Source organism: Rhizohabitans arisaemae (assembly GCF_025996515.1).
GTDB classification, from domain to species: Bacteria; Actinomycetota; Actinomycetes; order Streptosporangiales; family Streptosporangiaceae; genus Rhizohabitans; species Rhizohabitans arisaemae.
In genome coordinates, this window is the sequence record NZ_BLRH01000034.1 from 473,890 (window position 1) to 497,948 (window position 24,059).

At 71.4% G+C, this 24,059-nt stretch carries 20 protein-coding genes and 1 pseudogene; 5 read left to right on the top strand and 16 right to left on the bottom strand.

The annotated features are described in order from the left end of the window. The first annotated feature begins 104 nt into the window (after positions 1–104). Complete coding sequence (locus tag RUR_RS17680; RefSeq protein ID WP_428847005.1) at positions 105–1,022, top strand: 2-hydroxy-3-oxopropionate reductase; 918 nt, start codon at positions 105–107, stop codon at positions 1,020–1,022. Positions 1,023–1,071: 49 nt separating this feature from the next. Here the strand turns inward: RUR_RS17680 and RUR_RS17685 are convergent, their stop codons facing one another. Then, the gene (locus RUR_RS17685) at positions 1,072–1,482 is read right to left on the bottom strand and encodes a VOC family protein (RefSeq protein ID WP_283136175.1); all 411 of its coding nucleotides are present in this window, start codon (positions 1,480–1,482) and stop codon (positions 1,072–1,074) included. Positions 1,483–1,492: 10 nt separating this feature from the next. Continuing rightward, positions 1,493–1,909, bottom strand: coding sequence for a helix-turn-helix transcriptional regulator (locus RUR_RS17690; RefSeq protein WP_283136176.1), 417 nt, complete (start codon positions 1,907–1,909; stop codon positions 1,493–1,495). A gap of 96 nt (positions 1,910–2,005) precedes the next feature. On the opposite strand from RUR_RS17690, the gene RUR_RS36810 reads away from it, so the two are divergent. Next, complete coding sequence (locus RUR_RS36810) at positions 2,006–2,173, top strand: ATP-dependent Clp protease proteolytic subunit (protein ID WP_428847013.1); 168 nt, start codon at positions 2,006–2,008, stop codon at positions 2,171–2,173. On the opposite strand, the gene RUR_RS17695 is transcribed toward RUR_RS36810, so the two are convergent. The 6 genes and pseudogenes from RUR_RS17695 to RUR_RS17720 form a co-directional block, all read right to left on the bottom strand. Further along, positions 2,107–3,330, bottom strand: coding sequence for an FAD-dependent monooxygenase (locus RUR_RS17695; RefSeq protein ID WP_283136177.1), 1,224 nt, complete (start codon positions 3,328–3,330; stop codon positions 2,107–2,109). The genes RUR_RS36810 and RUR_RS17695 overlap by 67 nt on opposite strands. Before the next feature lie 283 nt (positions 3,331–3,613). Continuing rightward, a complete protein-coding gene (locus RUR_RS17700) occupies positions 3,614–3,757 on the bottom strand; it encodes a hypothetical protein (RefSeq protein WP_283136178.1) in 144 nt (47 codons plus the stop codon). 119 nt (positions 3,758–3,876) lie between these two features. Continuing rightward, a complete protein-coding gene (locus RUR_RS17705; RefSeq protein ID WP_346349044.1) occupies positions 3,877–5,316 on the bottom strand; it encodes an MFS transporter in 1,440 nt (479 codons plus the stop codon). A gap of 244 nt (positions 5,317–5,560) precedes the next feature. Continuing rightward, positions 5,561–6,139, bottom strand: a complete 579-nt coding sequence (locus RUR_RS17710; protein WP_283136180.1) for a TetR/AcrR family transcriptional regulator — start codon at positions 6,137–6,139, stop codon at positions 5,561–5,563. Between the two features lie 43 nt (positions 6,140–6,182). Continuing rightward, positions 6,183–7,628 (bottom strand): amidase, encoded by a 1,446-nt coding sequence (locus tag RUR_RS17715; RefSeq protein WP_283136181.1) that lies wholly within the window; start codon positions 7,626–7,628, stop codon positions 6,183–6,185. 157 nt (positions 7,629–7,785) lie between these two features. Beyond that, positions 7,786–8,073 (bottom strand): annotated as a pseudogene (locus tag RUR_RS17720) (MmyB family transcriptional regulator); the annotation flags it as partial. Between the two features lie 319 nt (positions 8,074–8,392). Between RUR_RS17720 and RUR_RS17725 the strand changes: the two are divergent. Continuing rightward, the gene (locus tag RUR_RS17725; RefSeq protein WP_283136182.1) at positions 8,393–8,902 is read left to right on the top strand and encodes a hypothetical protein; all 510 of its coding nucleotides are present in this window, start codon (positions 8,393–8,395) and stop codon (positions 8,900–8,902) included. Positions 8,903–9,087: 185 nt separating this feature from the next. Here RUR_RS17725 and RUR_RS17730 read toward each other — a convergent pair whose 3' ends face one another. Continuing rightward, positions 9,088–10,452 (bottom strand): serine hydrolase domain-containing protein, encoded by a 1,365-nt coding sequence (locus RUR_RS17730; protein WP_283136183.1) that lies wholly within the window; start codon positions 10,450–10,452, stop codon positions 9,088–9,090. 586 nt (positions 10,453–11,038) lie between these two features. Here RUR_RS17730 and RUR_RS17735 point away from each other — a divergent pair. Continuing rightward, positions 11,039–11,617 (top strand): RNA polymerase sigma factor, encoded by a 579-nt coding sequence (locus RUR_RS17735; protein WP_283136184.1) that lies wholly within the window; start codon positions 11,039–11,041, stop codon positions 11,615–11,617. After that, positions 11,614–12,498: a hypothetical protein gene (locus RUR_RS17740; RefSeq protein ID WP_283136185.1), complete on the top strand. Its 885-nt coding sequence runs from the start codon at positions 11,614–11,616 to the stop codon at positions 12,496–12,498. The genes RUR_RS17735 and RUR_RS17740 overlap by 4 nt, the downstream gene beginning before the upstream one ends. A gap of 305 nt (positions 12,499–12,803) precedes the next feature. Here the strand turns inward: RUR_RS17740 and RUR_RS17745 are convergent, their stop codons facing one another. The 7 genes from RUR_RS17745 to RUR_RS17775 form a co-directional block, all read right to left on the bottom strand. Beyond that, positions 12,804–13,328, bottom strand: coding sequence for a hypothetical protein (locus RUR_RS17745; RefSeq protein ID WP_283136186.1), 525 nt, complete (start codon positions 13,326–13,328; stop codon positions 12,804–12,806). Between the two features lie 580 nt (positions 13,329–13,908). Continuing rightward, positions 13,909–17,838: a non-ribosomal peptide synthetase gene (locus RUR_RS17750; protein WP_283136187.1), complete on the bottom strand. Its 3,930-nt coding sequence runs from the start codon at positions 17,836–17,838 to the stop codon at positions 13,909–13,911. Continuing rightward, positions 17,835–20,834 (bottom strand): type 2 lanthipeptide synthetase LanM, encoded by a 3,000-nt coding sequence (gene lanM / locus RUR_RS17755; RefSeq protein WP_283136188.1) that lies wholly within the window; start codon positions 20,832–20,834, stop codon positions 17,835–17,837. Before lanM ends, RUR_RS17750 begins: the two co-directional genes overlap by 4 nt. Continuing rightward, a complete protein-coding gene (locus tag RUR_RS17760) occupies positions 20,831–21,400 on the bottom strand; it encodes a nuclear transport factor 2 family protein (RefSeq protein WP_283136189.1) in 570 nt (189 codons plus the stop codon). The genes lanM and RUR_RS17760 overlap by 4 nt, the downstream gene beginning before the upstream one ends. Next, on the bottom strand, positions 21,387–21,608 hold the full coding sequence (locus tag RUR_RS17765; RefSeq protein WP_283136190.1) for a hypothetical protein: 222 nt from the start codon (positions 21,606–21,608) through the stop codon (positions 21,387–21,389). Before RUR_RS17765 ends, RUR_RS17760 begins: the two co-directional genes overlap by 14 nt. A gap of 54 nt (positions 21,609–21,662) precedes the next feature. Then, positions 21,663–23,336, bottom strand: a complete 1,674-nt coding sequence (locus RUR_RS17770; protein WP_283136191.1) for a carbamoyltransferase C-terminal domain-containing protein — start codon at positions 23,334–23,336, stop codon at positions 21,663–21,665. Positions 23,337–23,371: 35 nt separating this feature from the next. Continuing rightward, the gene (locus RUR_RS17775) at positions 23,372–24,049 is read right to left on the bottom strand and encodes a DUF169 domain-containing protein (RefSeq protein ID WP_283136192.1); all 678 of its coding nucleotides are present in this window, start codon (positions 24,047–24,049) and stop codon (positions 23,372–23,374) included. Positions 24,050–24,059 lie beyond the last annotated feature (10 nt).

Below are 24,059 nucleotides of genomic sequence, written 5' to 3' on the forward strand. Positions count from 1 at the left end.
GCTCTCGTGCCTTCGGAAGTGCTCCGCCGTCATGTGAGCGCGGTCTTGGGGTGGTGACACGCGCACCCGGGTGCCGACCCGTTTGAGAACCTCGACTTCGCGGCATGGAAGGAACTCGCGTGACCGCCGTCGCCTTCATCGGACTCGGGGTAATGGGCGCGCCCATGGCGCAGAACCTGGTGAAAGCCGGATTCGACGTCATCGGCCACAACCGCTCGCCGGCTCGGACCGACACCCTCGTGGCGAGCGGCGGACGCCGCGCGGATTCCGTCGCCGACGCCGTTCGCGACGCCGACGTGATCGTCACCATGCTCCCCGACAGTCCTGACGTCGAAGCCGTCGTGCTCGGCGAGGGCGGGGCCCTCGAGACCGCCCGGCACGGCGCACTGCTCGTCGACGCGAGCACGGTGCGCCCGGAGACCAGCCGGGCAGTCGCGGCGGCGGCCGAGGCACGCGGGGTTCGCGCCCTGGACGCTCCGGTGAGCGGGGGCGAGGCGGGCGCCGTCGAAGGCACGTTGTCGATCATGGTGGGCGGCGACGAGGAAGTCTACGAGTCCGCGCTCCCCGTACTGCGGGCCATGGGTTCCACCGTCGTGCACGTCGGCCCGGCGGGCGCGGGTCAGACGGTCAAGGCGGCGAACCAGCTCATCGTGGCGGGGACCATTGAACTCGTGTCGGAGGCCCTGGTCTTCCTGGACTCGCACGGGGTGGATCTCGGCGCGGCCGTGAGCGTGCTCGCCGGGGGCCTCGCCGGCAACGCGGTCCTTCAACGCAAAGCGCCCGCGATGCTCGCTCGCGACTTCACCCCCGGCTTCCGGATCGATCTCCACCACAAGGACCTCGGAATCGTGCTGGCCGCCGTGCGCGAGGCGGGAGTCGCACTTCCACTCGGCACGCATGTGGCCGGCCTGGTCGCCTCATTGCGTGCGCAGGGCGGCGGCTCGTTGGATCACTCGGCGCTTCTGCTCCAGGTCGAGTCGCTGTCCGGCCGGGACAACGAGCTGCGGTCGAGGCCTGTCTGAGGAGCCGTACCCACTCCCGACCGGGAGTGCCACGCGTCAGACCGCCTGGTCAGACCTTGAGCACCTCGGAGAACCGGATCGCGTTTCCCGAAGGGTCGCGGAACGCGCAGTCGCGTACGCCGTACGGCTGGTCGATCGGCTCCTGCAGCACCTCGGCGCCCGAGGCCCGTACACGCTCGAAGGTGGCGTCGCAGTCCTCGGTCTTGAAGATGCCTGCGGTCAGCAGGCCCATGGCCATGATGTCCTTCATGGCCCCGGCGGCCGCCGGGGCGTAGAGCTCGTCGGGAACGCTGAGGCCCAGCTCGATGTCAGGCTGGGATTTCGGCCCGACCGTCAGCCAGCGCATCGTCTCCAGCCGGGCGTCGACACGTACCTCAAAGCCGAGCACATCACGGTAGAAGGCCAGCGCCTCCTCGTGATCGTGCACGTTGACAAAGAAATGGGTGAGTTTCAGATCCATGTCCGGAACGCTATCGAGCGGCCGTCGGACGGGCTTCTCGATTCCTGCTTGGCCGGGTCAAGAGCTTGGCAAAGCATGCCGGGACGGCCGCGTCCCCGTGCCGCCGGGCCCGGTAGGCACTCGGGCTCTCCCCCACCAGCTCGGTGAAACGGGAGCTGAACGAACCGAGCGAGGTGAACCCCACCTCCATGCAGACGTCGGTCACCGACAGGTCGCCGCGCCGCAGCAGCGCCTTGGCCCGCTCGATCCGCCGGGTCAGCAGGTATCCGTAGGGGGTCTCCCCGTACACCGCGCGGAACCGCCGGGAGAAGTGCGACGGGGACATCAGGGCGGTACGGGCGAGCGCGGGGACGTCCAGGGGCCGCGCGTACTCCCGGTCCATCCGATCCCTGGCCCGCCGCAGGTGAACGAGGTCCTCACGGGTCATCCGGCCAGCATGACACCCCTCTCCGACAGTTCCGCGCCTACCTGCGCGAGACCGGCATCGGCCTTCGAGATTGGTAAAGATCGTTGATCGAGTGGTCTGAGTTCGTGTTCCTCGCCGCCGAGCACCGGCCGAGCCGGTGGAGCAGATCGCCACCGACTCGGTCGGGACCGCTGGTTCACCGCAGCCGAGGCGGTGGCCTACGGCTTGGCCGACGAGATCACCGGTAGTCCGGCCGACGCCCCGGAGTCCGGCACCCCTGCGTAGTCGGGCAGATCGACGCCGTTGATCGCACGCCCGACCAGTTCGGTGAACCATTCGCCGGCGAAATCGGGGCTCGGCTCGGCGTCCGGCCCCGGGACCTCGAGGCTGTGTACGTGCAACCGGCCGATCTCCTGGTTGGCCTCCACGAACGAGCGCATCCGAGCCTCGTAGCCGGCGAACCCGGCCTCCGGGTCCCACCGGGCGGCGGCCAGCTCTCCGGCCAGCAGGTAGGCGCCGACCAGGGCCAGCCCGGTGCCCGCCCCGGACATCGGCGACGCGCTGAACGCCGCGTCCCCGAGCAGCCCCACCCGTCCGCTCGACCAGCGGTCCATCACCACCTGAGCGACCTGGTCCAGATAGAAGTCCGGGGTGTCGTCCACGTGCGCGAGGATGCGCTGGGTCAACCAGCCGAAACCGTCCATCCGCTCGCGCAGCAGGCGCTTCTGCGCCGCGACGTCGTGGTAATCGACGTCGAAGTCGGCCGCGGGGAAGGAGAACACGGCCATCGCCCGGGTGGCGTCCGGGATGGGCCGCAGGCCGGCGGACCGTCCGGCCTCCTGATAGTCGATCATCCAGCGGTCCACTCCGAACTCGTTGGGCACGCTGTAGAAGGCCAGCACGAGCCCGAGATGGCGGATGAAGTGCCCGCGCGGCCCGAAGACCATCGCTCGCAACTGCGAGTGCAGCCCGTCGGCCCCGATCACCAGGTCAAAGCGCCGCCGGTCGCCGCCGGCGAAGACCACGTCAACCCCGTCCGCGTCCTGGCTGAGCTCGGCGATCCGGTCACCGAAGACGTACTCGACACCGTCCCGGGTGTCGTCGTAGAGCACTCGGGACAGGTCTCCGCGCAGGATCTCGATATCCGCGACGAACCCGTCGCCGCCGTGGTCGTCCGCGCGGTGGGTCTCCAGCACGTTCCCGTCCGCGTCCACGATGGTCGCGCCGGCGGTATCGGTGCGGGCCGCGCGCACCGCCGCGTCCAGCCCCATCCGCCGGATGACCTCTTTGGCCACCCCACGCGCGTCCACCGCCTGCCCACCGGGGCGCAGCTCGGGGGCGCGCTCCACCACGGTCACCTCGGCCCCCCTCCGGCGCAGCCAGTGGGCCAGCGCCGGCCCCGCGATGCTCGCCCCCGCCGCCAACACCCTGATGCCGCTCATATCGCCTCCTGCTCGTCCGATTCGTGTCGATGATGTGAGTTGGCCCAGTCCTCGGTCAGCCTCCATCTCGATAATCGGACTCGGGCGCGGCCAGGAAATCATCGCGGCGCAGTCATCGGATTCAGCGCTGGTGGATCATCGCAGTCCACGGTAGGCGGTCGACGCGATCAGGGCCACGGTGGACTGGATCGCCACGCGATGGCGGGCGCTGAAGCCGCCACCGCCGCACTGCGGCAGTCGATGCCTTCCACTAGCCTGGCCGATCTCGTTGCCGCGCTGCAGGTCATTCGTCCTCGTCGGGTTCGTCCGGGGCGCGCAGCCGGCGATGGGCGCCATCGAAGTCGGGAAGCTGGAACGAGTAGTGTCCGTGGACGCGGATGTGCTTGCGCAGGTACGGCGAAAGACGGGCAACATCGGCGTCCAGCACTGGGTCGCCCTCAGCTCGCAGCGCTATGAGTGCCGGTCGAGATAGGCCGTACTCCACAGCGTGATGCAGTTGAGCACCAACCCACATGCCTTGCCATCGTGGAGCCGTTCGAGCTCAGATCACCGGCTCGTGCCGGTGCAGATGCTTTCGCGTGGAATGAGACGTAGGGCGGTCGCGGCGGCGATCAGGCACATGCCGATGGCGATGGCGATGGCTGCGAGGGTGCCCCTGTCGGGGTCTGTTGCGGCGACCGCTCCGAGTAGTGCGACCCCGATTACGCCGCCTGTCTGCCGGGCCGTGTTCAGGGCACTCGATCCCATGTTCTGGTGCCGGTCGGGGGCGAACGTCATGACGGCGAGCGTCTGGGAGGGTGCGGAGAGCCCCATACCGATGGAGAAGACGCAGAAGCCGGTTGCGATGAGTGGATACGGTGCGGAGGCGACGGTGAGAGGCGCGAGTCCGATGGCCGAGAGGGTCATTCCGGTGGCCAAGCCGGTACGCGGGCCGAACGCGGTGATGAAACGGGCACCGAGAAAGGTCGAGGCGAGGGTGGCGGCCACGGTCAAGGGGAGGAAGGCCAACCCGGTCTGCAAGGCCGAGTAGCCACGTAGCTGCTGGAAGTTGAACGTGTAGACGATCAGCATCCCGTAGAGCGTGAAGTTGTACGTCGCACCGCCGAGCAGGCCGGCGAGCACGGGACGCGCGGCGATGATGGCGGGGGGCAGGAGGACCTGTCGCCCGTCTCGCGCCCAGGAATACTGCGCTGCGACGAACACGACGAGGGCGGCGGTGCCGCCCACGAGAGCCGTGAGCACGGCGGGGTTGAGCCAGCCTGCGACACTCGACTCGACCAGCGCCCACACCGTGGCGGCGAGGCCGACGATCGCGAGGGCCTGCCCGCGGATGTCGAACGACACGCGTTGCAGCGGAACCTCCGCCACGTGTCGGGCGACAAGCCAGCCGGTGGCGGCGGCGACCGGGATGTTGAGCAGGAAGATGCTCCGCCAGCCAAGAGTGTCGACCAGCAGTCCACCGATGAACGGGCCGATCACGAAGCCGATACCGCCTACGCTCACCCAGACCGAGACCGCTCTGGTGCGTTCGGCCGGTACGGTGAAGATGCGGGTGATCAGGGTCAACGGTGCCGGGGCGAGGAGCGCTGCTCCCAGACCTTGGCAGGCGCGGCCAAGGACGAGCAGGCCCGTGTTGGGAGCGACAGCGCAGGCGATCGAGGCAACGGCGAACAACCCCAGTCCGGTCAGGTAGCCGCGTCGGGCACCGATCCGATCTCCGAGCCGGCCTGCGGACAGCAGCAGGGCGGCGAACATGAGCGTGTAGGCGTCGATGGCCCACAGTCCGCCGGCCAGGCTTGCGTGCAGGTCGGCACGTATCACTGGGATCCCGACGTTGATGACGTTCGCTTCCATGATGATCAGAGCGGTGCCGAGACACAGGCCGGTGAGGCCCAGTGTCCGGCTGGTGGCAGAAGCAGGTGGTGGTAGCCGATTTTGGGCAGCGTCAGGTGACACGGTCACTCCGATGGAGGTATGGGAAAACACGCCTTCGTCGGGAGACGACGGCTGTGGCAGGTGCCAGGGTGCTTGGCCGCGTGCCGAAGCCGGCGAAGGTCAATGGGCAGAGAAGGTTCCCGGTGCCTGTGGTGTCGCTACCCGATGGGGCTATGGCCGAGCGAGTGGCGACCGGGGCTCGAGTGCCTACGCCGGCCGGCGTCTTGCGGGCATGGGAAGAGAAGGGCCTTCGAGCTCGTCGAGGGCCCTGGTCGATGGGTGGTGGTGCTTGGGTTCAGTTCGCGCGCGGAGCGCTCGCCCGCAGAAGTGCGAGCACTCCCCTGATGGCGCGGTCGAAGGGCTCCACCGCCTGCGCCGCGCGGGCCAGGGCGTAGCCGCCCTGGATGACGGCGGCGATGGCGGAGGCGGTCTCGTCGATGTCCAGATCGCCGGCGAATTCACCGGCCGCCACACCTTCGGCGATCGTGCGCCGGAGGTGTTCGTGCAGCACCTCGAAGGCCTCCCGGATCGGTGCGCGCAAGGTGTCGTCGGCCATGACCTCCGGATCGGCGGTGAGCCGTCCCACGCTGCACCCACGCAACACATCGCGTTCGCGCCCCAGATATCCCGTGATGCGTTCGAGTGCAGTGCCTTCCACGGCGAACGTTTCGGCGATCTGTTGCTGCATCAGTTCCGCACTGCGCTGCTCGGCCGCCAACACCAGGTCCGGCTTGCCATCGAAGTGGTGGTACATGCTGCCCTGGCCGACGCCGGAGCGCGCCAGGATCGCGGTCGGACTGGTGCCGACGTATCCACGCTCCCACAGCAGTTGCCGCGTACCCTCGATCAAGCGCTCCCGAGCGTTCGGTTTCATGGTGCCTCCCAGCAATGCAGTGCGGTGCCTATCGCGGCCCGTATCAGAGGGCCGGATGCCGCAGGTGCCAGTCCGTCTCACGCTGGTAGGCGTGGCCGAGCTGAATCAGTAGTTGTTCCTCGAACGGCCGGCCGACGAACTGGAACCCCAGCGGCATGTCATCCTCGCCGAAACCGCCCGGCAGGGTGATGGTCGGGGCGCCGGCCATGTTGAACGGGGTGACGAAGCGGAGTAGGTCCGTCAGGGCTTCGGGGTCGGCATAGACCGCCTCCTTCTGCGCAAGCGTGAGGCTCGTGGTCGGCTGCACCGGAGTCAGCAGGACATCCACGTCGCCCAGGGTACGCGCCAGTCCGCCGGTGAACGCGAGCCGCTGATGGTGCGCGTGCATCAGCTCGATCGCGGAGACGGTGTGGCCGTGCGTGATGAGCCCGGCGATCGAGCCGGGTGTGTCGGCCGGGCCGTATTCAGAGGCGCGCGAGGGATAGGTCGCCTGGTGGGCGATCGCGGCCTCCACACCGGCGTACCGGGGCCACATGGCATTGATGGTGCTGGTATCGGGAAGGGTGACCTCGACGATCGTCGCGCCGAGGCGGCGCAGTACGGCGATGACGTCATCGAGCATGCCGATGGTCGCCTGGTCGACACGGGTCTCGTTGTAGGCGCGGTCCACTCCGATGCGTACCGGCCCGATCGGGGCGCCGAGGCCGGCCAGGTAGTCGGGCACCGGTATGGCGGCCGCGGTCGGGTCATGCGGGTCTGCTCCGGCGATCGCTCCCAGGATTGCGGCCGCGTCCTGCGCCGAGCGTGCCATCGGGCCGACGTGGTCGAGGCTCGCGGCGAGCGCGAAGACGCCGTACCTGCTTACCCGTCCCCACGTGGGTTTGATGCCGGTGATGCCGTTGGCCGCGGAGGGGTACCGGATCGACCCGCCGGTGTCGGTGCCCAGGGAACCGAAGGCGAGGCCGGCCGCCACCGCGACGCCGGAACCGCTCGAGGAGGCGCCGGACCAGTACTCCGGGTTCCACGGGTTGCGGGGTGGTGTGACGGACGGGTGGTGCTCGGCGAATGCGGCTTCAGTGAGCTGCAGTTTACCGAGCAGAATGGCTCCGGCTTGCGAAAGACGCTGGACCACTGTCGCATCGTAGGTGGGCACGTGGCCGGAGCGGATCGTGGTGCCGGCCGCGGTGACGATGCCGGCGGTGAAGCAGAGGTCTTTCACAGCGATCGGCACGCCGTGCAGGGGGCCTCGGTACCGGCCTGCTGCCAGCTCGGCCTCGGCGTTCCCGGCTTGAGCAAGGGCGACGTCCGCCGTCACCGTGGCGTAGCTGCGCAGCACCGGATCGACCTGGTCGATCCGTGCCAGCAGTGTCTCGGTCAACTCCACCGGGGTGAGTTCGCGTGCGCGTAGCTTCGCGGCGACTTCCAGCAGGCTTGCATAGTGCACACGGGTCTCGTGTGCGGTGCAGGTGAGGGTCATGAGAGACACCATACATACTAGTATGTATGGTGTCGAGTGCCGGTAGCGCTGGACAGGGAAAGGCCGGAATCAAGGCAGCGTCTCCGGCCGAGGCGGGGGCGCGGCTTGGTTCCTCCGAGAACCGGAGGAGATCGGCCCGTCTGGGGATGGCGGAACCGTTACGGCCGGAGAAGCGGGTGCGGACGGGGTGGTCGGCCCACAGCGACGCGAACTCAGGGCTTTTCACTGTGAGTTCGCCGATGAGGTCGGTGAGGCCGCGGTCGTCGGGGTAGCGGCCGGCCTGGGCGCCGATCAGCCGGGCGTTGGCCGCCGCGATCGTCTCGGCCCGTAGGTAGCCCTGATCGCATCCCTGCCCGGGCTTGGCGTGCACCCCGATTGAGCTCCCCGCCGCGCAGGAGTCCGCCGACCGCCTTCGGCTCGGCGGCGACGGTGATGCGGATGTCCTCACCACCGCCACCCGGGGGCGGCGAAGCCGGCTCGACCGCCGGATGCCGGGGTGGCCGATGAGCGTAGCGGTAGGCGTCGGGAACCGACTTGGAGATCACTGGCATGTCCGCCCGTCCATTGTCGGCGAACGCCGGGACGGCCTCCCTCGCCCCCAGCCGACTTCAAGCCTCCTGCAAGACGCCCCCGTCAGGTTGAGCACCGAGTCCGTGATCATCGCGGGCACACCGCTGCGCGCGAACCGCCCGGGTCGTCCCGAACACGTGGGCGACCATCCCCGCAGACCGAACTCTCACCGAGGGGCCGTCTGCCAGCAAGAGACAAGGAAGCGCATGAACAACATCCTGTCCAAGGTCGGCACCCTGGCCGCCGGGCTGACGCTCGTCGCGGCTCTCGTGCCTCCGGCCCAGGCCGCCCAGCGCCCTGCTGCCGGCGGATTCCTCTACGAGCTCGTGTTCGGCTCGCTTCAGGCCTTCGACTTGGAGGAGAGCGGTGAGGACGAGATCCGCGTGGAGCTCATAGCCCAGAACGGCACGCGTTACTCCGGCTGGCCCACCAACGGCAGCGACGCCGATACCAAGGCCGGAACCTGCTGGGTGTGGGATTTCTCCGCATGTACCGGCAACTACACCAAACGCGTCGCCGGGGCACACAACAACGTCATATTCGTCTCCGCCGGGCAGACGTTCACGATCGAGGTCTGGGAGGACGACCACATCGGAGACGACCTGCTGCTGCGCATCCCGGTGACCGCCACGGGCAGTCATCAGAACATCACCGGCACCACCCCCGCCGGCAAGGGGTTCTCCTACCAGTTCAAGGGGTACCTGCGGGCCACATAGCCGGCTCCGCGTCCCAGCAGCCGTGCCTACGTCACGTGGGGTCAAGTCACACACCGCGGCCGAGCAGCCAGTCCCTCAGCCGACTCCGTCCCCGATGGGTCCGTCAGCCGATTCCGCCTGCTCGGCCCGGCGTTTAGCGCTTCACCGGCGCGTCGAGATCGATCGGACCGCCTCGGCCGAGGAGATCATCCGAGGCAGGTCCGGACGGCCTTGGCCAGGTTCGACGCCCGCGGGTCGTCGGGCCGGAAGTTCCAGAGGTTCGTGACGTAGCCGAAGCCGACACCGGCATCGGGGTCGGCGAAGCCGATCGATCCGCCGGAACCCGGGTGGCCGAACGACCCCGGCCCGACCATCGGCATCGGTGGGCAGGCTCGCCAGAACCCCAGCGACATGTTGAAGGAGCGGTCGGCCGGGACGTTCAGCCCCGGCGGCAGGCCGTGCATCGGCGTCCTGTCGGTCTGGACGACCGTCATTCGCTCGACCGTCGAAGGATCGAGCAGCCGCACCCCGTCGACGTCGCTGACCGTGGCGGCGTACATCCGTGCCACCGATCGCGCGTCCGCGAGCATGTTCGCGGCCGGGAACTCGGCCGCGCGCCAGGCACGCGTGGTGTGATACGTGGACGTGTTGGCGAAGGCGCCGCCGAGCTCGCCGGCGCGGGCTTGGACCGATCCCGGACCCCATACGGCGTTGACCCAGGCGGTGATCGTGTCCGCATCGAGGCCGGTAGTCGCGATCAACCCGGCTATCAGCTCCTCCACGCTGAACGGAGCGGCGTAGTGGAGCTGGGCCACCCGCTTCTCCTGCTTCTCCGGCAGCCCGATCCAGGCGCGTAGTCCGAGTGGGGCGGCCACCTCCTCGGCGAAGAACCTGCCGAGTGACTTGCCGGAGATCCGGCGCACGACCTCCCCGACCAGGAATCCGTACGTGTGACTGTGGTAGACGTGCTCGGTACCCGGCTGCCACAGCGGCCGCTGCGCCTCGAGTGCGCGGATGACCGGGTGCCACGCGCACGCCTGCTCGAACGTCAGCGGTCCGTCGACGATCGGCAGACCCGCCTGGTGTGACAGCAACCAGCGCACCGGGATCCGGTCCTTGCCCGCGGCGCCGAACTCCGGCCAGTATCGGGCCACCGGGGCATCCAGATCCAGCTCACCGCGCTGTACCAGCATATGGGCGCAGATCGCGGTGGCGCCTTTCGTCGTGGATGCGACCTGGACGATGGTGTTCTTGCGCCACGGCCGGTTCGCCTCGCGATCGGCGAGGCCGTCCCACAGGTTGACGACGGGGCGGCCGCCCACGTAGACGCTGACCGCCGCGCCGACTTCGCCGTGGGTTCCCGTGAAGTTCGCGCGGAACGCGTCGGCGACCTTCCCCCAGCCGTGCTCGACACCCCGCTCGTCGGCGTCACCGCCGCCCACGGAGGCGTTGCCGCGGTCGGCCAAGCCGGTGAGCGCGCCGGCGGCCACACCGGCACCCAGCACACCCTTCAACACGGTCCGGCGCCCGACGTGTCCTTCCTCGGACGTCCTGCTTGTCGTGTCTGCCATGCTCCACTCCTTCTAGAGATCTGAAACCTGGGGACCTGAGGTCTCCGGGAGCACCGGCGACCACGAGCGCGGCCGCGAGTGCATCGCTGAACCGTTCATGGCATCCACGATCGCCAACCGCCCTGATATCCGGCCGCCGCGGTGCTGACACGGCCGCTGACACGACACCGCATCGGACCTGATCGCCGTCAGGGCCTCCGCCGACCTGGCACACCCCGCCCGAAGCGGCCTTCGGCATCGGCACCGACGACGGTCGGCGGCGTAGGCCGGGGGCTGCCGCACTCGCTCGCTCGCGTCCGGCGCAGACCTGCGGGCCGAGCGGACCGGGCTCGCGAATCCGAGGGCGGGTGGATCATCGCGACGCCGCCCACGTCGTCGCGATGAGCGACATGTCACTTCGGTGATGCGGTCTTTAGGTGGGGTGGTATGAGGGGTGCACACCCCGAGCGCCTTTACAATGTAGATCATAATTAGACGGCCGGGGCGGCGCACGATGTCACCGGCGAGAGCACGGAGGGGGCCGTGGCCGACGCCTTATCGCAACAGATCGCGACACACCTGTGGACCTGCCGGACATGACCTGGGTATGAACGTCACCGACACCGGGCCGTCGCGCACCCAGCGCTTCGCCCACCTCTACGAGCAGACGTACGCCGCATTGCTGCGGTTCGTCGAGCGTCGCGTCCACCCCTCCCACGCCGAGGACGTGGTCGCCGACGTGTTCCTTGTCGCATGGCGGCGCCTGGACGACGTGCCGCCGGCGGCGGACGAGGCGCGGGCCTGGCTGTTCGGCGTGGCACACCGCGCTCTCCGCAACGGGCTGCGGGCCGACCAGCGGCGGCAGGCGCTCGCCGTCCGCATCGCCGACAGCCATCTGACCGGTGCCGCGGCGACCGGGCTGGACCCCGAGCTGGTGGCACGCCGGCTCGACCTCGTCCAGGCGTGGCAGCGGCTCAGCCCGCGCCACCAGGAGACGCTCGCCTTGGCCGTGTGGGACGGCCTCACCGCCCCACAGGCCGCGCGGGTGCTCGGCATCTCCCCCGTCGCGTTCCGGCTCCGGCTCACCCGAGCCCGGCGTGCCCTGCGCCACCACGCCGACGCGGCCCCCACCACTACCACCCAGCCTGTGGCAACCGCCACCGCGGACTCCCGGAGCATGCGATGAACGACATCCTCGACCGCGCCCTGCGCGACCTCGACCCGGCCGTCACCCCCGCCGACCTGGACACGGGCACCGACCCCAAGGCTCTGGCCCTGCTGGCCCGGGTCGTGGCCACCGACCCGGTGGAGGCGCCCGCACCGACGACCGGCAGCCCTCGCCTGCGCACCGCCAGGCGTCTCACCACTGTCGGCGGAGCGGTGGCCGCCGGCACCGCGGCAGTACTGCTGCTGCCCGGCGTGTTCGGCGGCGGTCCGGCAATGGCGGCGTGGACCCCGACGCCGCACATGGTGAGCGGTGACCGGGCCGCCGACGCCCAGGAGAAGTGCCTCGATAGCGCCAGGGACACCGCCAAGCACACAACCGGGCGTGAGCTCCCCTTCCGGCCCGTGGTGACCGAGGGCCGGGGGCCGTGGACGCTCGTCTACGTCAACGACGACAGCAGCCAGCTGGCCGAGATCACCTGCCTGCTCCACGATGGCGAGCTCATCGGCTCGCAGGGCAGCACGCCGGGGCCCGAAGCGCAACCGCTTCCGCCGGTTCCCGCAGGGTCTGCGCGGGCCGCCCTCGGCGCGGTCATGAGCACGAGTGAGGAGAGTGTGCGCGTGGTGACCGGCAGGGTCGGTGCCGGCGTGGTGGGTCTGGAGCTCTCCACGGAGGCGAAAGGCACCGTGACCGCGACCGTCACCGGCGGTTACTTCGCGACCTGGTGGCCGGACGCGCCGACGACGGAGGAGCGCGAGAACGCCTCACCTCGTGGCGGCGTCAATGGCGTCACGGTAATCCTCCAGGACGGGTCGCGGCACAACGTCTCCCTCGAGGAGCTCACCGGCCGGACGACCGCGCAGCTGAACACACCGGCCACGGGCGGCTCCGCGCGCGGCTGACCTGGCTCCACGGGGGCGGCGCCGGGCCTCACGGTCCGGCGCCGAGCGCCGGCCGACGCGAGAGGCACCGACGCGTGGAAAGTCACCGCGCCGCGCTTCTGGATGTCGGCCGACCACGAGATCGGCGTCCGAGCGGACAGGTGGTCGAAAGTGAAGGGGACGGGCTCCGACCCGGCATGCCGACCGCGGAACCGAGGCCCTCACGCGGACGCCGTACGCAGCCGTGCCCCGGCCTTGACGATTGACCGGATCGAAGCATCGCGTTCAGTTCGTCGCGGCGGGTCGCCTTGATCTCTGGTGCGGGGTTACCGGTCGGCGTGGATATGGTCCTGCTCGTCCGGGAAGCCGATGAGCGACTCGTCGGCCGGATCGAAGACACCGCCGGTGAGCGGGGCGAGCCCGTCAGGCCCGAGGAAGGACACGAGGTGTTCGTTGTCCGGGCCGTCGACTTGGCAGTGGCGAGCGTCGCGGCGGGCCCCGTTCACCAGCAGGCGGACCCCCCACCGATCAGCGGCCCGGCACAGCTGCCGGACGGCCTCCGACAGGTCGTCGCCCTGAGCGACGACAGTCGGCTCTTCGTCGAACGTCAGCTCCTCGTCGTCGATGAACTGGAACGTCACCGTCCACGGCTCGTTCCCACGCACGATCACGAGTGCGCGCTCGGGCTCACCGTGGCGCAGAATGCCGATCTCCACGGGCTCGCCCCGGACGATGTTCCCCCACCGGTAGCCCGGCTCGGGCATCTCGCGGTACTTGGTGCCGCATGCCAGGCACTCCCACCGTTCCCAACGGACCATGCAACCGCCGAGAACGAACAGCCCCTCATCCAAGGCCCTTTCCAGCTTTTCGGTGAAATGCGGGTACCCGTACATGATCGGTACCACCCTGCCTTCGTCACACCGAAGACACAGCGGACGCCGATCTTCCGTGCTCTCCCCGCCCCCGCCCTCGACATGGTGCAAAACTCAGCCCTTTCGCTCCGGTGAATCATCGGTGACCAATCGCCACAGCGATGTAGACGCTGTTGAGGCCCGTTTGGTTCTCCGGTCGGTCCGGCCCTCGGGGATCGGGGCACTGTGCCTGAGCCGATGCCTCAGCGTGCGCCGATACGGCCGAGAGGCCGGGACCTCGGAGGACGCTGGGGCACCGGCTGTTCCGGCGAGCACCGGACCACCGCCTCGGGGACGATCGCGATGCCCGGCCGGACCGCAGCGTGGGTTCCCGCTGGGACGCCGATATGGTCAGGCCATGAAAATGGCCCTTCAAGCCTCGATGCCTTTACAAAGTAAGCCATAGCCGAACGTTGTGCCGGGCGGGGCGGACGGCCTTCCGCCGAGCGCCGACTCCAGGCCGCGCAGCTCGCTGGAGATGTCGAGGCGCTGGATCGGCGCTCATCGGGAGACCGAGGGGTCAGCTCGCAGAGGGGGCCGGGGCCGCCAGATCGCTGTGATCCGGTTGTCCCTCCCCAGGACGGTCCGGGGCGGGCAGAGCGTCGACGAGCCCCCGAATCAGCCGGCCGAGGTCGGGGCGGGCGGCCAGGTGATCGGGTGAACGTGCGAAGCGGTGCACGTGTACGGTGCCGCCGACCAGGGACCTCCATCGGTCCAGGCCCGGTCCGGGCTCCTCGTCGACGAACAGGTGCACGTCGTGCGGGTAGCCGGCGGGTCGCCAGCGGTCGGCGGCCCGCTCGTTGTGGAGGGCCACCTGCGCCCAGCGGCGGAAGTACGAGGGCCGTCCCCCCGTGGCCTCCGCGTTCAGGTCGGCGTCGATCACGTGTCCGGCGCCGAAGGCCTCGTACTGGTGGCGCAGGTCCGCCAGGCGGCGTTCGACGGGAGACTCGGCGCCGGTGCAAGTGGTTGCGGGCCGACAGGAGCCTTCGTCGGAAGGCCAGGTGTTGATCAGTCCGAGGAAGGCCACGTCGGCGCCTTCGGCGTGCAGCCGCCGGGCCATCTCGTAGGCGACCAGGCCGCCCATGCAGTTGCCCGCGAGCAGGTACGGGCCGGAGGCCGTGACCACGCGGACCTCGGCCAGGTAGGCGTCGGCCATCTCCTCGACGGTCTCCAGCGGGGCGCCCCAGCCGTCAAGGCCGCGCGCCCGCAGCCCGTACACGGGGCGGCCGAAGTCCGCCTCCGCCACCAGGCCGCGGAGGAAGGTGACGTCTCCCGAGCCGCCGTGCACCACGAACAGCGGCGGATCCGCACCCGCCGGGACAACCCGGACGAGCGACCCGCGCGGGCGCGGGGTCCAGCGGGGGTCGACCATCGCGGCCAGCTCCTTGATCGTGGGCCGGCCCGTGAAGGAGTCCAGGGGTACGTCGACGCCGAGGTCGTCGGAGACCGCGGCGAGGACGGCGACCATCGCCAGGGAGTCGCCGCCGAGGTCGAAGAAGTCGTCGGACCGCCCGATCTCGACCCGGCCGAGGACCGCCCGGAAGATGTCGAGCAGGGCGTGTTCCACGAATCCGGTCGGACCCGGCAGCGGGTCGCCGGACACGGCGGCCTCGAGGGCCGGCAAGGCGTTCCGGTCCAGCTTGCCGGAGGCGGTGCGGGGCAGCTCGTCCAGCCAGACCACGGATGCGGGGATCAGGTGGCGGGGCAGCCGGGCGGCCAGGTGGGCCGAAAGGTCGGTGCCGGTGTCGACGACGGTGGCCGGGGTGACGTACGCCAGGAGACCGTCGGCCGACCCGGCGGCCTCTCCGTACGGCACCACCGCGGCGTCGCGTACCGCGGGGTGGGAGTGGAGCGCGGTCTCGGTATCGGCCGGTTCCACCCGTACCCCGCGGATCTTCACCTGGCGGTCCAGCCGGCCGAGGAACTCAAGGTCCCCGGCGGGCGTGTGGCGGACCCGGTCCCCGGTCCGGTACATCCGGGCTCCGGGTTGGCCGGAGAACGGGTCGAAGGTGAACACGGCGGCGGTCCGCTCGGGGTCGCCGAGGTATCCGATCCCGACCCCTGCTCCCCCGATGCACAGCTCCCCCGCGACCCCGGGCGGGACCGGACGCTCGCCGTCCAGAACGTAGACGTGAACGTTGTCGATCGGCCGGCCGATCAGCGACGCGCCCGGCGGCCCGCTGCGCGAATGCAGGTGGCCGGTGGCGTAGGTCGTGGTCTCGGACGGGCCGTAGAAGTTGTGGACGCGCTCCACCCGGCTCGCGGCGAAGATCCGGTCCGGCAGGTCGCCGGGGAGGGACTCCCCGGCCAGGTTCACGGTGCGCACCGAATCCGGCAGCGGGCCGGTGCGCAGAAGCGCGTTCATCGTCGACGGGACGGTGCTCACCAGGCTCACCGGGTGAACGCCGGGAAGCCGGCTCAGCTCCAGCGGGGAGCCGGCCAGCACCGCGGTGCCGCCCGCGCACAGCGGGGCGAACAACTCCAGCAGCGCGCAGTCGTAGACCGGGGTGGTCGTGGCCAGCACCCCGGCGAGTTCGGCGCCGGTGAAGCGACGCCGCGACCAGCGGAGGAAGTTGACCGCGTTGCGGTGGGAGATCCCGACCGCCTTGGGGCGTCCGGTGGACCCCGAGGTGGAGATGGCGTACGCCAGGTCGGACGCCAGGCCCGGGGCCAGGGGCCGTCCGTCGTGGTCGTCCGGCCGCAGGTCCACGGTGGGGACGTCGACGACGGTGACCGGTACGGCGGGTGGCCGCGGCCCGATCGAGAGGCGGACCCCGAGACGGCGGATCTCGGCGGTCAGCCGTTCCGCCGGGTGGGCCGGGTCGCATGCCAGGTAGGCGCCGCCCGCTTTGAGGACGGCCAGCAACGCGACGACCGTGGCGACGTCCAGGCGGGACGTCCACACCACGCACAGCTCGCCGGGGGCGATTCCGGCCCGGCGCAGCCGGTGTGCGCCCGCGTTGGCCAGCCGGTCGAGTTCGCGGTACGGCACGACGCGGGAGCCGTCGACCAGCGCCGGGGCGTCCGGTACGGCGTCGGCGCTCTGATGGAACAGCTCGTGCATCCGCGTGTCGCCGCCGGGGACGACCGGTCCGTGGCCGGCCCGGCGAAGCAGTTCCCGGTCTCGGCGGGTGAGCAGCGGGTGGCTGAGGACCTGCCGGTGCGGCGCCTCCGTCACGGCGGTGAGCAGCATGCCGTGGCGCGCCGCGATGTCCTCGATCGTCTCCCGCGCGAAGAGCTCCCGGTCGTACCGGTAGGTCAGCCGGATCGAGTCGCCGCGGCGGCGGGCGCACAGGGCCAGGTCGACCGGAGCCGTGGCGGTGTCGAGCTCGATCAGGTCCGCGGCCAGGCCGGAGTGGGTGAACGCCTGGAGCAGTTCCGGTTCCGGCGGGACGGCCTGGGAGTCCAGCAGGACCTGGAACATCGGGTCCACGCCGGGGACCCGGGGCGGGCGGACCGCCCGGACGACCTGCGCGAACGGGACCGCGGCGTGCGCGAGCGCGGCGTGGACGGTGCGGGACTCGGCCGCGAGCAGGCCGGTGAAGCTCAGCTCGCGGTCGAGCGGCGTCCGCATGACCACCGGATTCACGAAATATCCGATCATGCGGCGCAGGTGGGGACGGGTCCGCCGGGACACCGTCGCCGCGATCAACAGGTCGTGTCCGCCGGTCTCATGGGCCAGCAGCCCGCGCAACGAGGCCAGCAGCAGCGTGAACGCCGACACGCCGTGCTCGGCGCACACGCGATGGGCGTCCCGGAGCAGGCCGCCCGGCAGGTCGGCGACGACCGTGTCCCCGGCGCGGCTGCGCACCGCCGGACGCGGCCCGATCGTGGGCAGCTCGATCACGGGGTCGGCACCGCGCAGCCGGTCGCGCCAGTACGCCGTCTCCCGGTCGGCCCTGGCCGGGTCGCCGGGCCCGGCGACCCGCGCGCAGTACTCCAGGTAGGCGGAGGGAGGGGGCAGGTCCGGCGGCCCGCCGCAGCCGGTCCGGAACGCGTAGGCCGCCCCGAGGTCCCGCAGCGCCAGCCGCAGGGAGTGTCCGTCGGAGGCCAGGTGATGGGCGACCCAGGTCAGCAGGTGGTCTTCGGCGCCGAGCGGCGTGAGCCAGGCCCGTACCGGCGGGCCGTCGTCCAGGTCGAAGGGCCGGCTCGCCTCCGCCGAGGCGGACTCCAGCGCCTCCGCCGGGCCGGCCCGATCACGGATCCGCAGGCGGACCGTCCCCGGCGGCGTGATCCGCTGGACCGGTCGCCCGCCGACCGGCTCGAAGGCGGCGCGCAGCGCCGGATGGTGGGAGACGACGTCGTCGAACGCCCGGCGCAGCGCCGCCGTCTCCAGCGGGCCGCGCAGCCGCACCGCGATCCCGTTGGCGTGGAACGGGCTTCGCGGGGCCAGCCGCTGCAGATAGAACAGGCTCTCCTGGTAGGGGGTGAGCGGGATGTCCTCGGTCATCCCGCGACCTCCGCGAAGGCCGACGGCAGGAAGGGCAGGCCCCGCCGGCAGCCGGTCGCCGCGGCCGACCAGCCCGCCAGGCTTCCGGCGCGGCCGACCATGAGCCCCGGGGCTTCGACCGTCCACCGGCGCAGCGGAAGCGCCTCGCGCCGGGCCCAGGAGCCGAGCCGCGTCCAGTCCGCGAGCTCCGCGGCGAGCCCGGTCCGTTCCACCCCGATCAGATAGGCGCCGAGCGCGCCGTGGCACAGGGAGGGGTTGTTCGGCGTCGGACGGGTCGCCACGGCCGCCTCGACCATCTCGCGGAACGGGTGCCCGGCCAGAAAGCGGTCGACCTCCGGCGCGGGCACGCACCGCCGGACCCGGTCCAGGGCCACCACGATTCCGGGCGCCCCGTGGCTCCAGGCGAACTCGCCGTGGCCGCCCACGGTGGACCGGCGCCGGACGTCGGGGAAGGTCTGCCCGGCCGGGTCGAACAGGTCGAGCTCCCACCCGCAGGCGGCGACCGCGAGTTCGGCGGCCCGCCTGCCGGACGACCCGTCCAGGACCGCCGCCGCCTCGGCCAGCGCCAGGGCGTGACCGGCCTGACCGTGGGACAGGCCGCCGAGAGCCTGATCGGGTGAGGCCGAGACCGCGGGCTGGCGCCAGACGATCCGGTCCCCCGCCGTACGGCCGTACTCGTCCAGCATCCCGATGAGGCGCCGCGACGGCGGCAGGTAGTCCTCATCCCCGAGGATCCGGTGGAGGGACGTCATGACCGCCAGCGCCCCGGCTGTCCCGCCGAGCAGGTCGGTCCCCCAGAAGTGGCGCTGCGGGGCCGGTTCGGCGAGGCCCTGGACGAGGGCGTGGCATCCGGCCCGGCCCAGGCGCCGTCCTTCGTCGCGGGCGCCGAGCATGCACAGGACGGCCACGAGCGGAAGTACGGCGGAGAGCTCGCCGAAGTAGGCTCCGCCCAGCCGCTGCGTCGGAGCCTTCAGCCGGGCCTCGGCGGACTCCGCAAGGCGGCGCGTCAGCGTCTCGACCGTGTCCCGGCCGACGAACCCGGCGCGGTGGCCGAGGGCAAGCCCGTACGCGACGCCGGCGGTCCCGCAGTACAGGTCCCCGCCGATCAGGCCGAACTCGTGGTGGCCGCCGGGCGCGTTGCGGAAGCCGTACCACAGGTCGGGGTCGTCCCCGCTCGCGGCGAGGTAGTCCAGGAGGAAGCCCGCGGACGCCTCGGCCGCGGCCCGGCCCAGGCCGGGCTCCCATTCGGCCGGCCCCTGATCGGCCCCGTCGGCCACGGTGTGCCGGGGGTCCTCGCTCTCGTGGGCGGTCCGCAGGGACAGCATCGACCCGGAGATGATCTGGTGTTCGAAGGTGAGGCGAGCCGGGTCGGACCAGTGCCGCAGGTCGTCGGCGACCGCGTCCCGGCCGGGGATGTGCTCCTGCTCGGAGAGGGCGCCGTGTCCGCCGTAGTAGGGCTCGCGGACGGCCGGGTCACCGCCGCGGGTGGTGAACCGGGGGATGTCCCCGGCCAAACAGGCGTCCACCTCGGCGGTCACCAGCCACGGTTCGACGCGGGACACATCGGTGAGGGCGTCGGTCAGGAACTCCCTGCGCTCGCCCGCGTCGCGCAGGTAGCGGGGGTGCAGGGACGCCTGGGTCGCGTAGTGGTACCCGGCCGTCGGCCTGGCCAGGAAGCGCGCCTCCAGCCGGCTCCCCTCCTCGACGAGGCCGGCCACGAGCGGAGCCGACTCGGCCAGGAGCCCGACGCCGATCCGGAAGCCGTCCAGCAGTTCCTCCAGGTACGCCCAGGGTGCAACCGGGCGGCCGTCCAGGTACACCGTGTTCCGGCTCGGCATCAGGTGGACGCCGTCCCGGACGATTCGCTCCAGAGGTGTGCCGGCGGCGGTGAACTGCTGGAGGGGAAGGCTGCACCACTGCTCGCCGAGCGATCCGAGCCCGCTCAGGTCGACGCCCCTGCGGTCGCCGCCCTTCCAGATCCAGGTGGGCAGCAGCCCGGTGGCCAGCGCGTTCCACTCCATGACCCGGGGAAGGGTCATCCCGCCGCGCGAGGGTGCCCCGGGGCGCTGGCGGTGGTGCAGCGCGGTCTCCAGGTCCACCGGCACCGGGGAGTCGGCGTGACAGATCAGGTTGTCGCAGTGCAGGTCGGTGATGCCGAGGGCGGTGGCGTAGGCGATGAGGAATCCGGCCCTGCCGTAGTACCGCGCGACCTGGCCCGGGTCCGCGCAGGGACGGGCGCCGACGTATTCGGCCCAGCCGTGGCCAGCGCGCACCAGGTAGCCGGGAAGCCGCCAGCCGCGCAGCAGCGGGGATCCGCCGGACAGCTCGGCGAGGCCGGCGGTGAGCAGCTCCTCTAGGTGGAGTGAGCGCGGTTTGAACAGCACCCGTCCCCGGCCGCCGCGGTCGCCGAGCCGGACGATCGTCTCGCCGCCGCAGTGATGGTCGGAGGCGAGCACCTCGATCTCGATCCCGGCCGGGTCGGCGGCCCAGCCGAACCGGGCGGCCACCTCCTCCCGGTCGGCGGTGAGGGCCGCGGCGACCTTGCACGCGTACTCGACGGAGCACCGGACGTGGTCGGCGAGCAGCTCGTCCAGCGCCGGATACACGTCCAGGATCCCGATCAGCGGTCCGGCGTCGCGCTGCAGCGCCGCGCTCAGCTCGGACATGCTGCCCGGCGCGTCCCTCAGGCGCTGTTCCCGGGCGAGCGCGCATTCGAAGAGCAGCGCCTGACGGGCCGACAGGTCGAGCCGGACGGCCAAGGCCTGCAGAAAGGCCCGCTTCAACGCCGGGCCGACTCCGGCGGGGGCGGCCGAGGCCGCCTCCGAGAAACCTTCCAGGGCCACCGCCAGGTGGGGCCACAGGCAGCAGTCGGTGGTGAGCACGGGGGGACAGGAAGGTCCGATACGGACCGCGTCCCGGACCTGTGCCCGAATCGCGGCGCGGACCCGGTCCCGGACGGCCGGGTCCGCGTGCGATGAGGCGTCGACCTCGGTCATCCGCGGCGCTTGCCCACGGGACGGGGCGCCTCGTCCAGCGGGCCGTCAAGGCGCACGGTGCCCGCGGCGGCGGCGCGGGCGACCCGGGGGACGCAGCTCGCCTCGTCGATGGAGATGCCCATTTGCACGGCGCGCCGCGCGTTCAACGCGTCCAGGTACGGAGTGGGCTCCTGGTAGGTGCGCCACTCGATGATTTCCCCGCCTTTGAGGACCAGCCACTCCACGATGTCCCACTGGACCTCCAGCCCGGTCGGCTCGGCCATGTCGCCGGCCGTCACCAGCTGCCCGGTGTTGTGGCCTTCCACCACCGAGCGGAGCACGACGGTCGTGTCGTCGCGGAGCACGTGCTGGACCCGCTTGACGGTGTCCGGGTAGACACCCAGGTAGGCGGCGAAGTAGGCGTGGGCCTTGTCGAACCCGCGCACCGAGGCGCCGGGAAGCACGAACAGGCAGTCGTCGGCGACCGGGATCGCCAGCGACGGTCCCTCCAGGCGTGCGCCCGTCATCCGCCAGAGCACCTCGTAGGCGGTCGCCAGGTCGGCCACACCGCTTTTAGCAGGTCGCATTGCAGCACCGCCCCGAGCACTGCGTGCAGCAGGACGTGCACGGCCTGGTCCCGCTCGACATCTCGCCGAGGAGTTCGTGGATCTCCCACGCCTGGACGGGCGGCGGCACCGGGAATCCGTCCGGCGTCGCGTCGGTCAGCCGACGTGACCGGGCGGCGGCTCGCGCCCCGCTTCGCACGTCTCCCCACATTTCAAGAACCGCGGTCATTTCAACACCTCACAGGTGACAAGATCAGCCGGACACCATGATAACTGTCAGTAGTCAAACAGTGACTATGGGGTGGGTCGGAGGTGTGTCATCTGTCACCCCGGCCGGTGTCTTGGTCACCAGCAGCCCACCGAGCAGGAGGAAGTCCAGATCCATCGCGAGGAAGGCGTCGAGGGCGTCGCGGACGCCGTCCACGATCGGCTCGCCCCTGCGGTTGAACGAGGTGTTGACCAGAACCGGCGGCAGCCCGGCGCGTTCCATGGCGGCCAGGATCGACACGAGCGGCGAAGACTCCCCACCCCGGATCGCCTGCGGCCGGGTGGTGCCGTCGACGTGCCGGACCGCGGGCGCCACCAGGGCACCCTCCCCCGTCGTCGGCACCGCGCCGACCATGTAGCGGTCCAGGTGGGCCCGGGACTCCCACCACGCCGCCGAACGGCTCGCGGGCGCGACGGGCCCGAACGGCCGCCACGGTTCCCGGCCCTTGATCCGGTTGAGCCGGTCGGCGACGGAGGCGGGCCTGGGGACGGCGATGATCGAGCGGCGGCCCAGCGCGCGGGGGCCGATCTCGGCCCGGCCCTCGGCGACGGCGCCGACCTGCCCGGCCGCGAGCCGGTCCGCGACCGCCGCCGGGTCGAGGTCGGCGATCCGGATCGGCGCCCGGGCCGACGTGTCGCCGGGGATCGGGCCGATCGGCGATCCGAGGTCGGGCCGGAGCGGTTCCCCGGGCGGCGGCGGGCAGATCGCCCAAGCCGCGCCGAGGGCGACCCCGGCGTCGTGGGGCACCGGGGGCACGTACACCGGTTCGGGGATCAGGCCGTTGGCCGCGCAGTTGAGCGCGACCCCTCCGGCGACGCACAGCGGGGCCAGGCCCGTCGCCGTACGGGCGAAGGCCGCCAGCTCGGCCATTGCGTGTTCCACCGTCCGCTGCGCGGTCCACGCGACGCGGACCGCGGCGCTGTCTTCGTCCAGCCGGTCCGCCGGGGCCGACGGACCGGGCCGACCGGCCAGCTCCGAGAAGACACCCTTCCAGAAGTCGACGACGTCCTCCTCGACCGCGGGTCCGCCGGGGAAGACCGCGTCGTCGCCCGCGGGTGACAGCAGGATCGGCGTCCGATCGCCGTCGGCACGCCCGTACGCCGCCAGGCCCATGGTCTTGCCCGCCTGCAGGAACCCGAACCCCAGCCATTCGCTCGCCGCCTCGTAGAGAAACCCCAGCGAGTGGCGCGGCGACCACGACCGGATCGGTACGGCGCCGCGGCCCGCCTCGCCGCGGTAGACCGAGATGGAGGCGTCCTCGCCTTGGCCGTCCACCACCAGGACCGCCGCCTCGGGAAGCCCGGACGCCCCGAGGGCGAGCAAGGCGTGGGCGAGGTGGTGCGGGACGAACTCCAGGCGGGCCCGCATCCGGTCGGCGAGCCCGGGCCCGAGCAGCTCGCGCAGCAGATCCTTCCCGGAGGAGGAGTCCCAGGTCCGGCCGAACCTGCGGCGAAGAAATGGAACGTTCCATCCGACGGCGACGACGTCGACGTCCTCCGGACGGACACCCGCCGACTCCAGGCAGAACCGCGCCGCGTGGCGGGGCGGTGCCTGGATCCCGTGCCGGGAGCGGGTGAACCGCTCCTCCTCGGCGAAGGCCGCGACCCGGCCGTCACCGCCGACGAGGCAGGCGGCGGCGTCGTGGTAGGCGACCGGGCGGCCGTTCAGTCCCAGCACCCAGGAGGTCACGCCGCCATGAAACGCGACGGCCCGGGTGCGGTCAACTACGCCGAAGGCGTGTCGTGGGCGGCGGCGTAGGACCGGACCGCGGCGTTCGCCCTGGTCACGGTCTCCAGGCGGGACACCAGACCGGCGAGCTCCGCCGCGGGTACGGCGCACACCGCCTCGTCGTCGCCCATCCCGGTGCGCTGGCGGCTGAGCGCGCAGCCCATGGTGAGCGCGGTCCGGCCCTTTCCGGCCTTGGCCACGACCTGGCACTGCGGTTTGCCGGACAGTTCCACGTCGCCGGCGGCGTCCAGGACGTCCATGGTCTGCCGGGGGTTCAGCCGCAGCAGCACGACGTGGGGGTCGGCGGCCTGCTCCAGCGGCTGGTACACGATGGCCGCCGGCCTCTCGTCCACCGCGGCCACCCCGCCGAAGTCCGCCGGGGTGACCCACCCCGACTCCAGCAGCGCGCCGACGTCGGCGTTTCCGACGATCGACTCCAGGGGCACGAACCCGTGCACGTAGCGCCCCACCGAACAGTTGTGGTCCTCGGCGACCGTGGTGACGGTCGCCGTCACCGCCTCCGTCCAGAAGACGCAGCTGGAGGGCACCGGGTGGGCGCGCGCCGGGGACTTCGCGTCCGAGGCCCGGTCGACGAAGGTGATCGCGATGGGGGGAACGGCCAGCCCGAGTGCGTCGGTGACGGCGGCGGCGAGCTGGCTCCAGTTCTCGGACACGTACCCTCCT

Bases quoted from the DNA above. Each gene is read 5' to 3' on its own strand.
- RUR_RS17690 (WP_283136176.1), bottom strand. From the start codon at position 1,909: ATGACCCGTGAGGACCTCGTTCACCTGCGGCGGGCCAGGGATCGGATG.
- RUR_RS17765 (WP_283136190.1), bottom strand. From the start codon at position 21,608: ATGACCGCGGTTCTTGAAATGTGGGGAGACGTGCGAAGCGGGGCGCGA.
- RUR_RS17730 (WP_283136183.1), bottom strand. From the start codon at position 10,452: ATGGCAGACACGACAAGCAGGACGTCCGAGGAAGGACACGTCGGGCGC.
- RUR_RS17735 (WP_283136184.1), top strand. From the start codon at position 11,039: ATGAACGTCACCGACACCGGGCCGTCGCGCACCCAGCGCTTCGCCCAC.
- RUR_RS17680 (WP_428847005.1), top strand. From the start codon at position 105: ATGGAAGGAACTCGCGTGACCGCCGTCGCCTTCATCGGACTCGGGGTA.
- RUR_RS17710 (WP_283136180.1), bottom strand. From the start codon at position 6,139: ATGAAACCGAACGCTCGGGAGCGCTTGATCGAGGGTACGCGGCAACTG.
- RUR_RS17760 (WP_283136189.1), bottom strand. From the start codon at position 21,400: ATGCGACCTGCTAAAAGCGGTGTGGCCGACCTGGCGACCGCCTACGAG.
- RUR_RS17715 (WP_283136181.1), bottom strand. From the start codon at position 7,628: ATGGTGTCTCTCATGACCCTCACCTGCACCGCACACGAGACCCGTGTG.
- RUR_RS17740 (WP_283136185.1), top strand. From the start codon at position 11,614: ATGAACGACATCCTCGACCGCGCCCTGCGCGACCTCGACCCGGCCGTC.
- lanM (WP_283136188.1), bottom strand. From the start codon at position 20,834: ATGACCGAGGTCGACGCCTCATCGCACGCGGACCCGGCCGTCCGGGAC.
- RUR_RS17695 (WP_283136177.1), bottom strand. From the start codon at position 3,330: ATGAGCGGCATCAGGGTGTTGGCGGCGGGGGCGAGCATCGCGGGGCCG.
- RUR_RS17725 (WP_283136182.1), top strand. From the start codon at position 8,393: ATGAACAACATCCTGTCCAAGGTCGGCACCCTGGCCGCCGGGCTGACG.
- RUR_RS17750 (WP_283136187.1), bottom strand. From the start codon at position 17,838: ATGACCGAGGACATCCCGCTCACCCCCTACCAGGAGAGCCTGTTCTAT.
- RUR_RS17685 (WP_283136175.1), bottom strand. From the start codon at position 1,482: ATGGATCTGAAACTCACCCATTTCTTTGTCAACGTGCACGATCACGAG.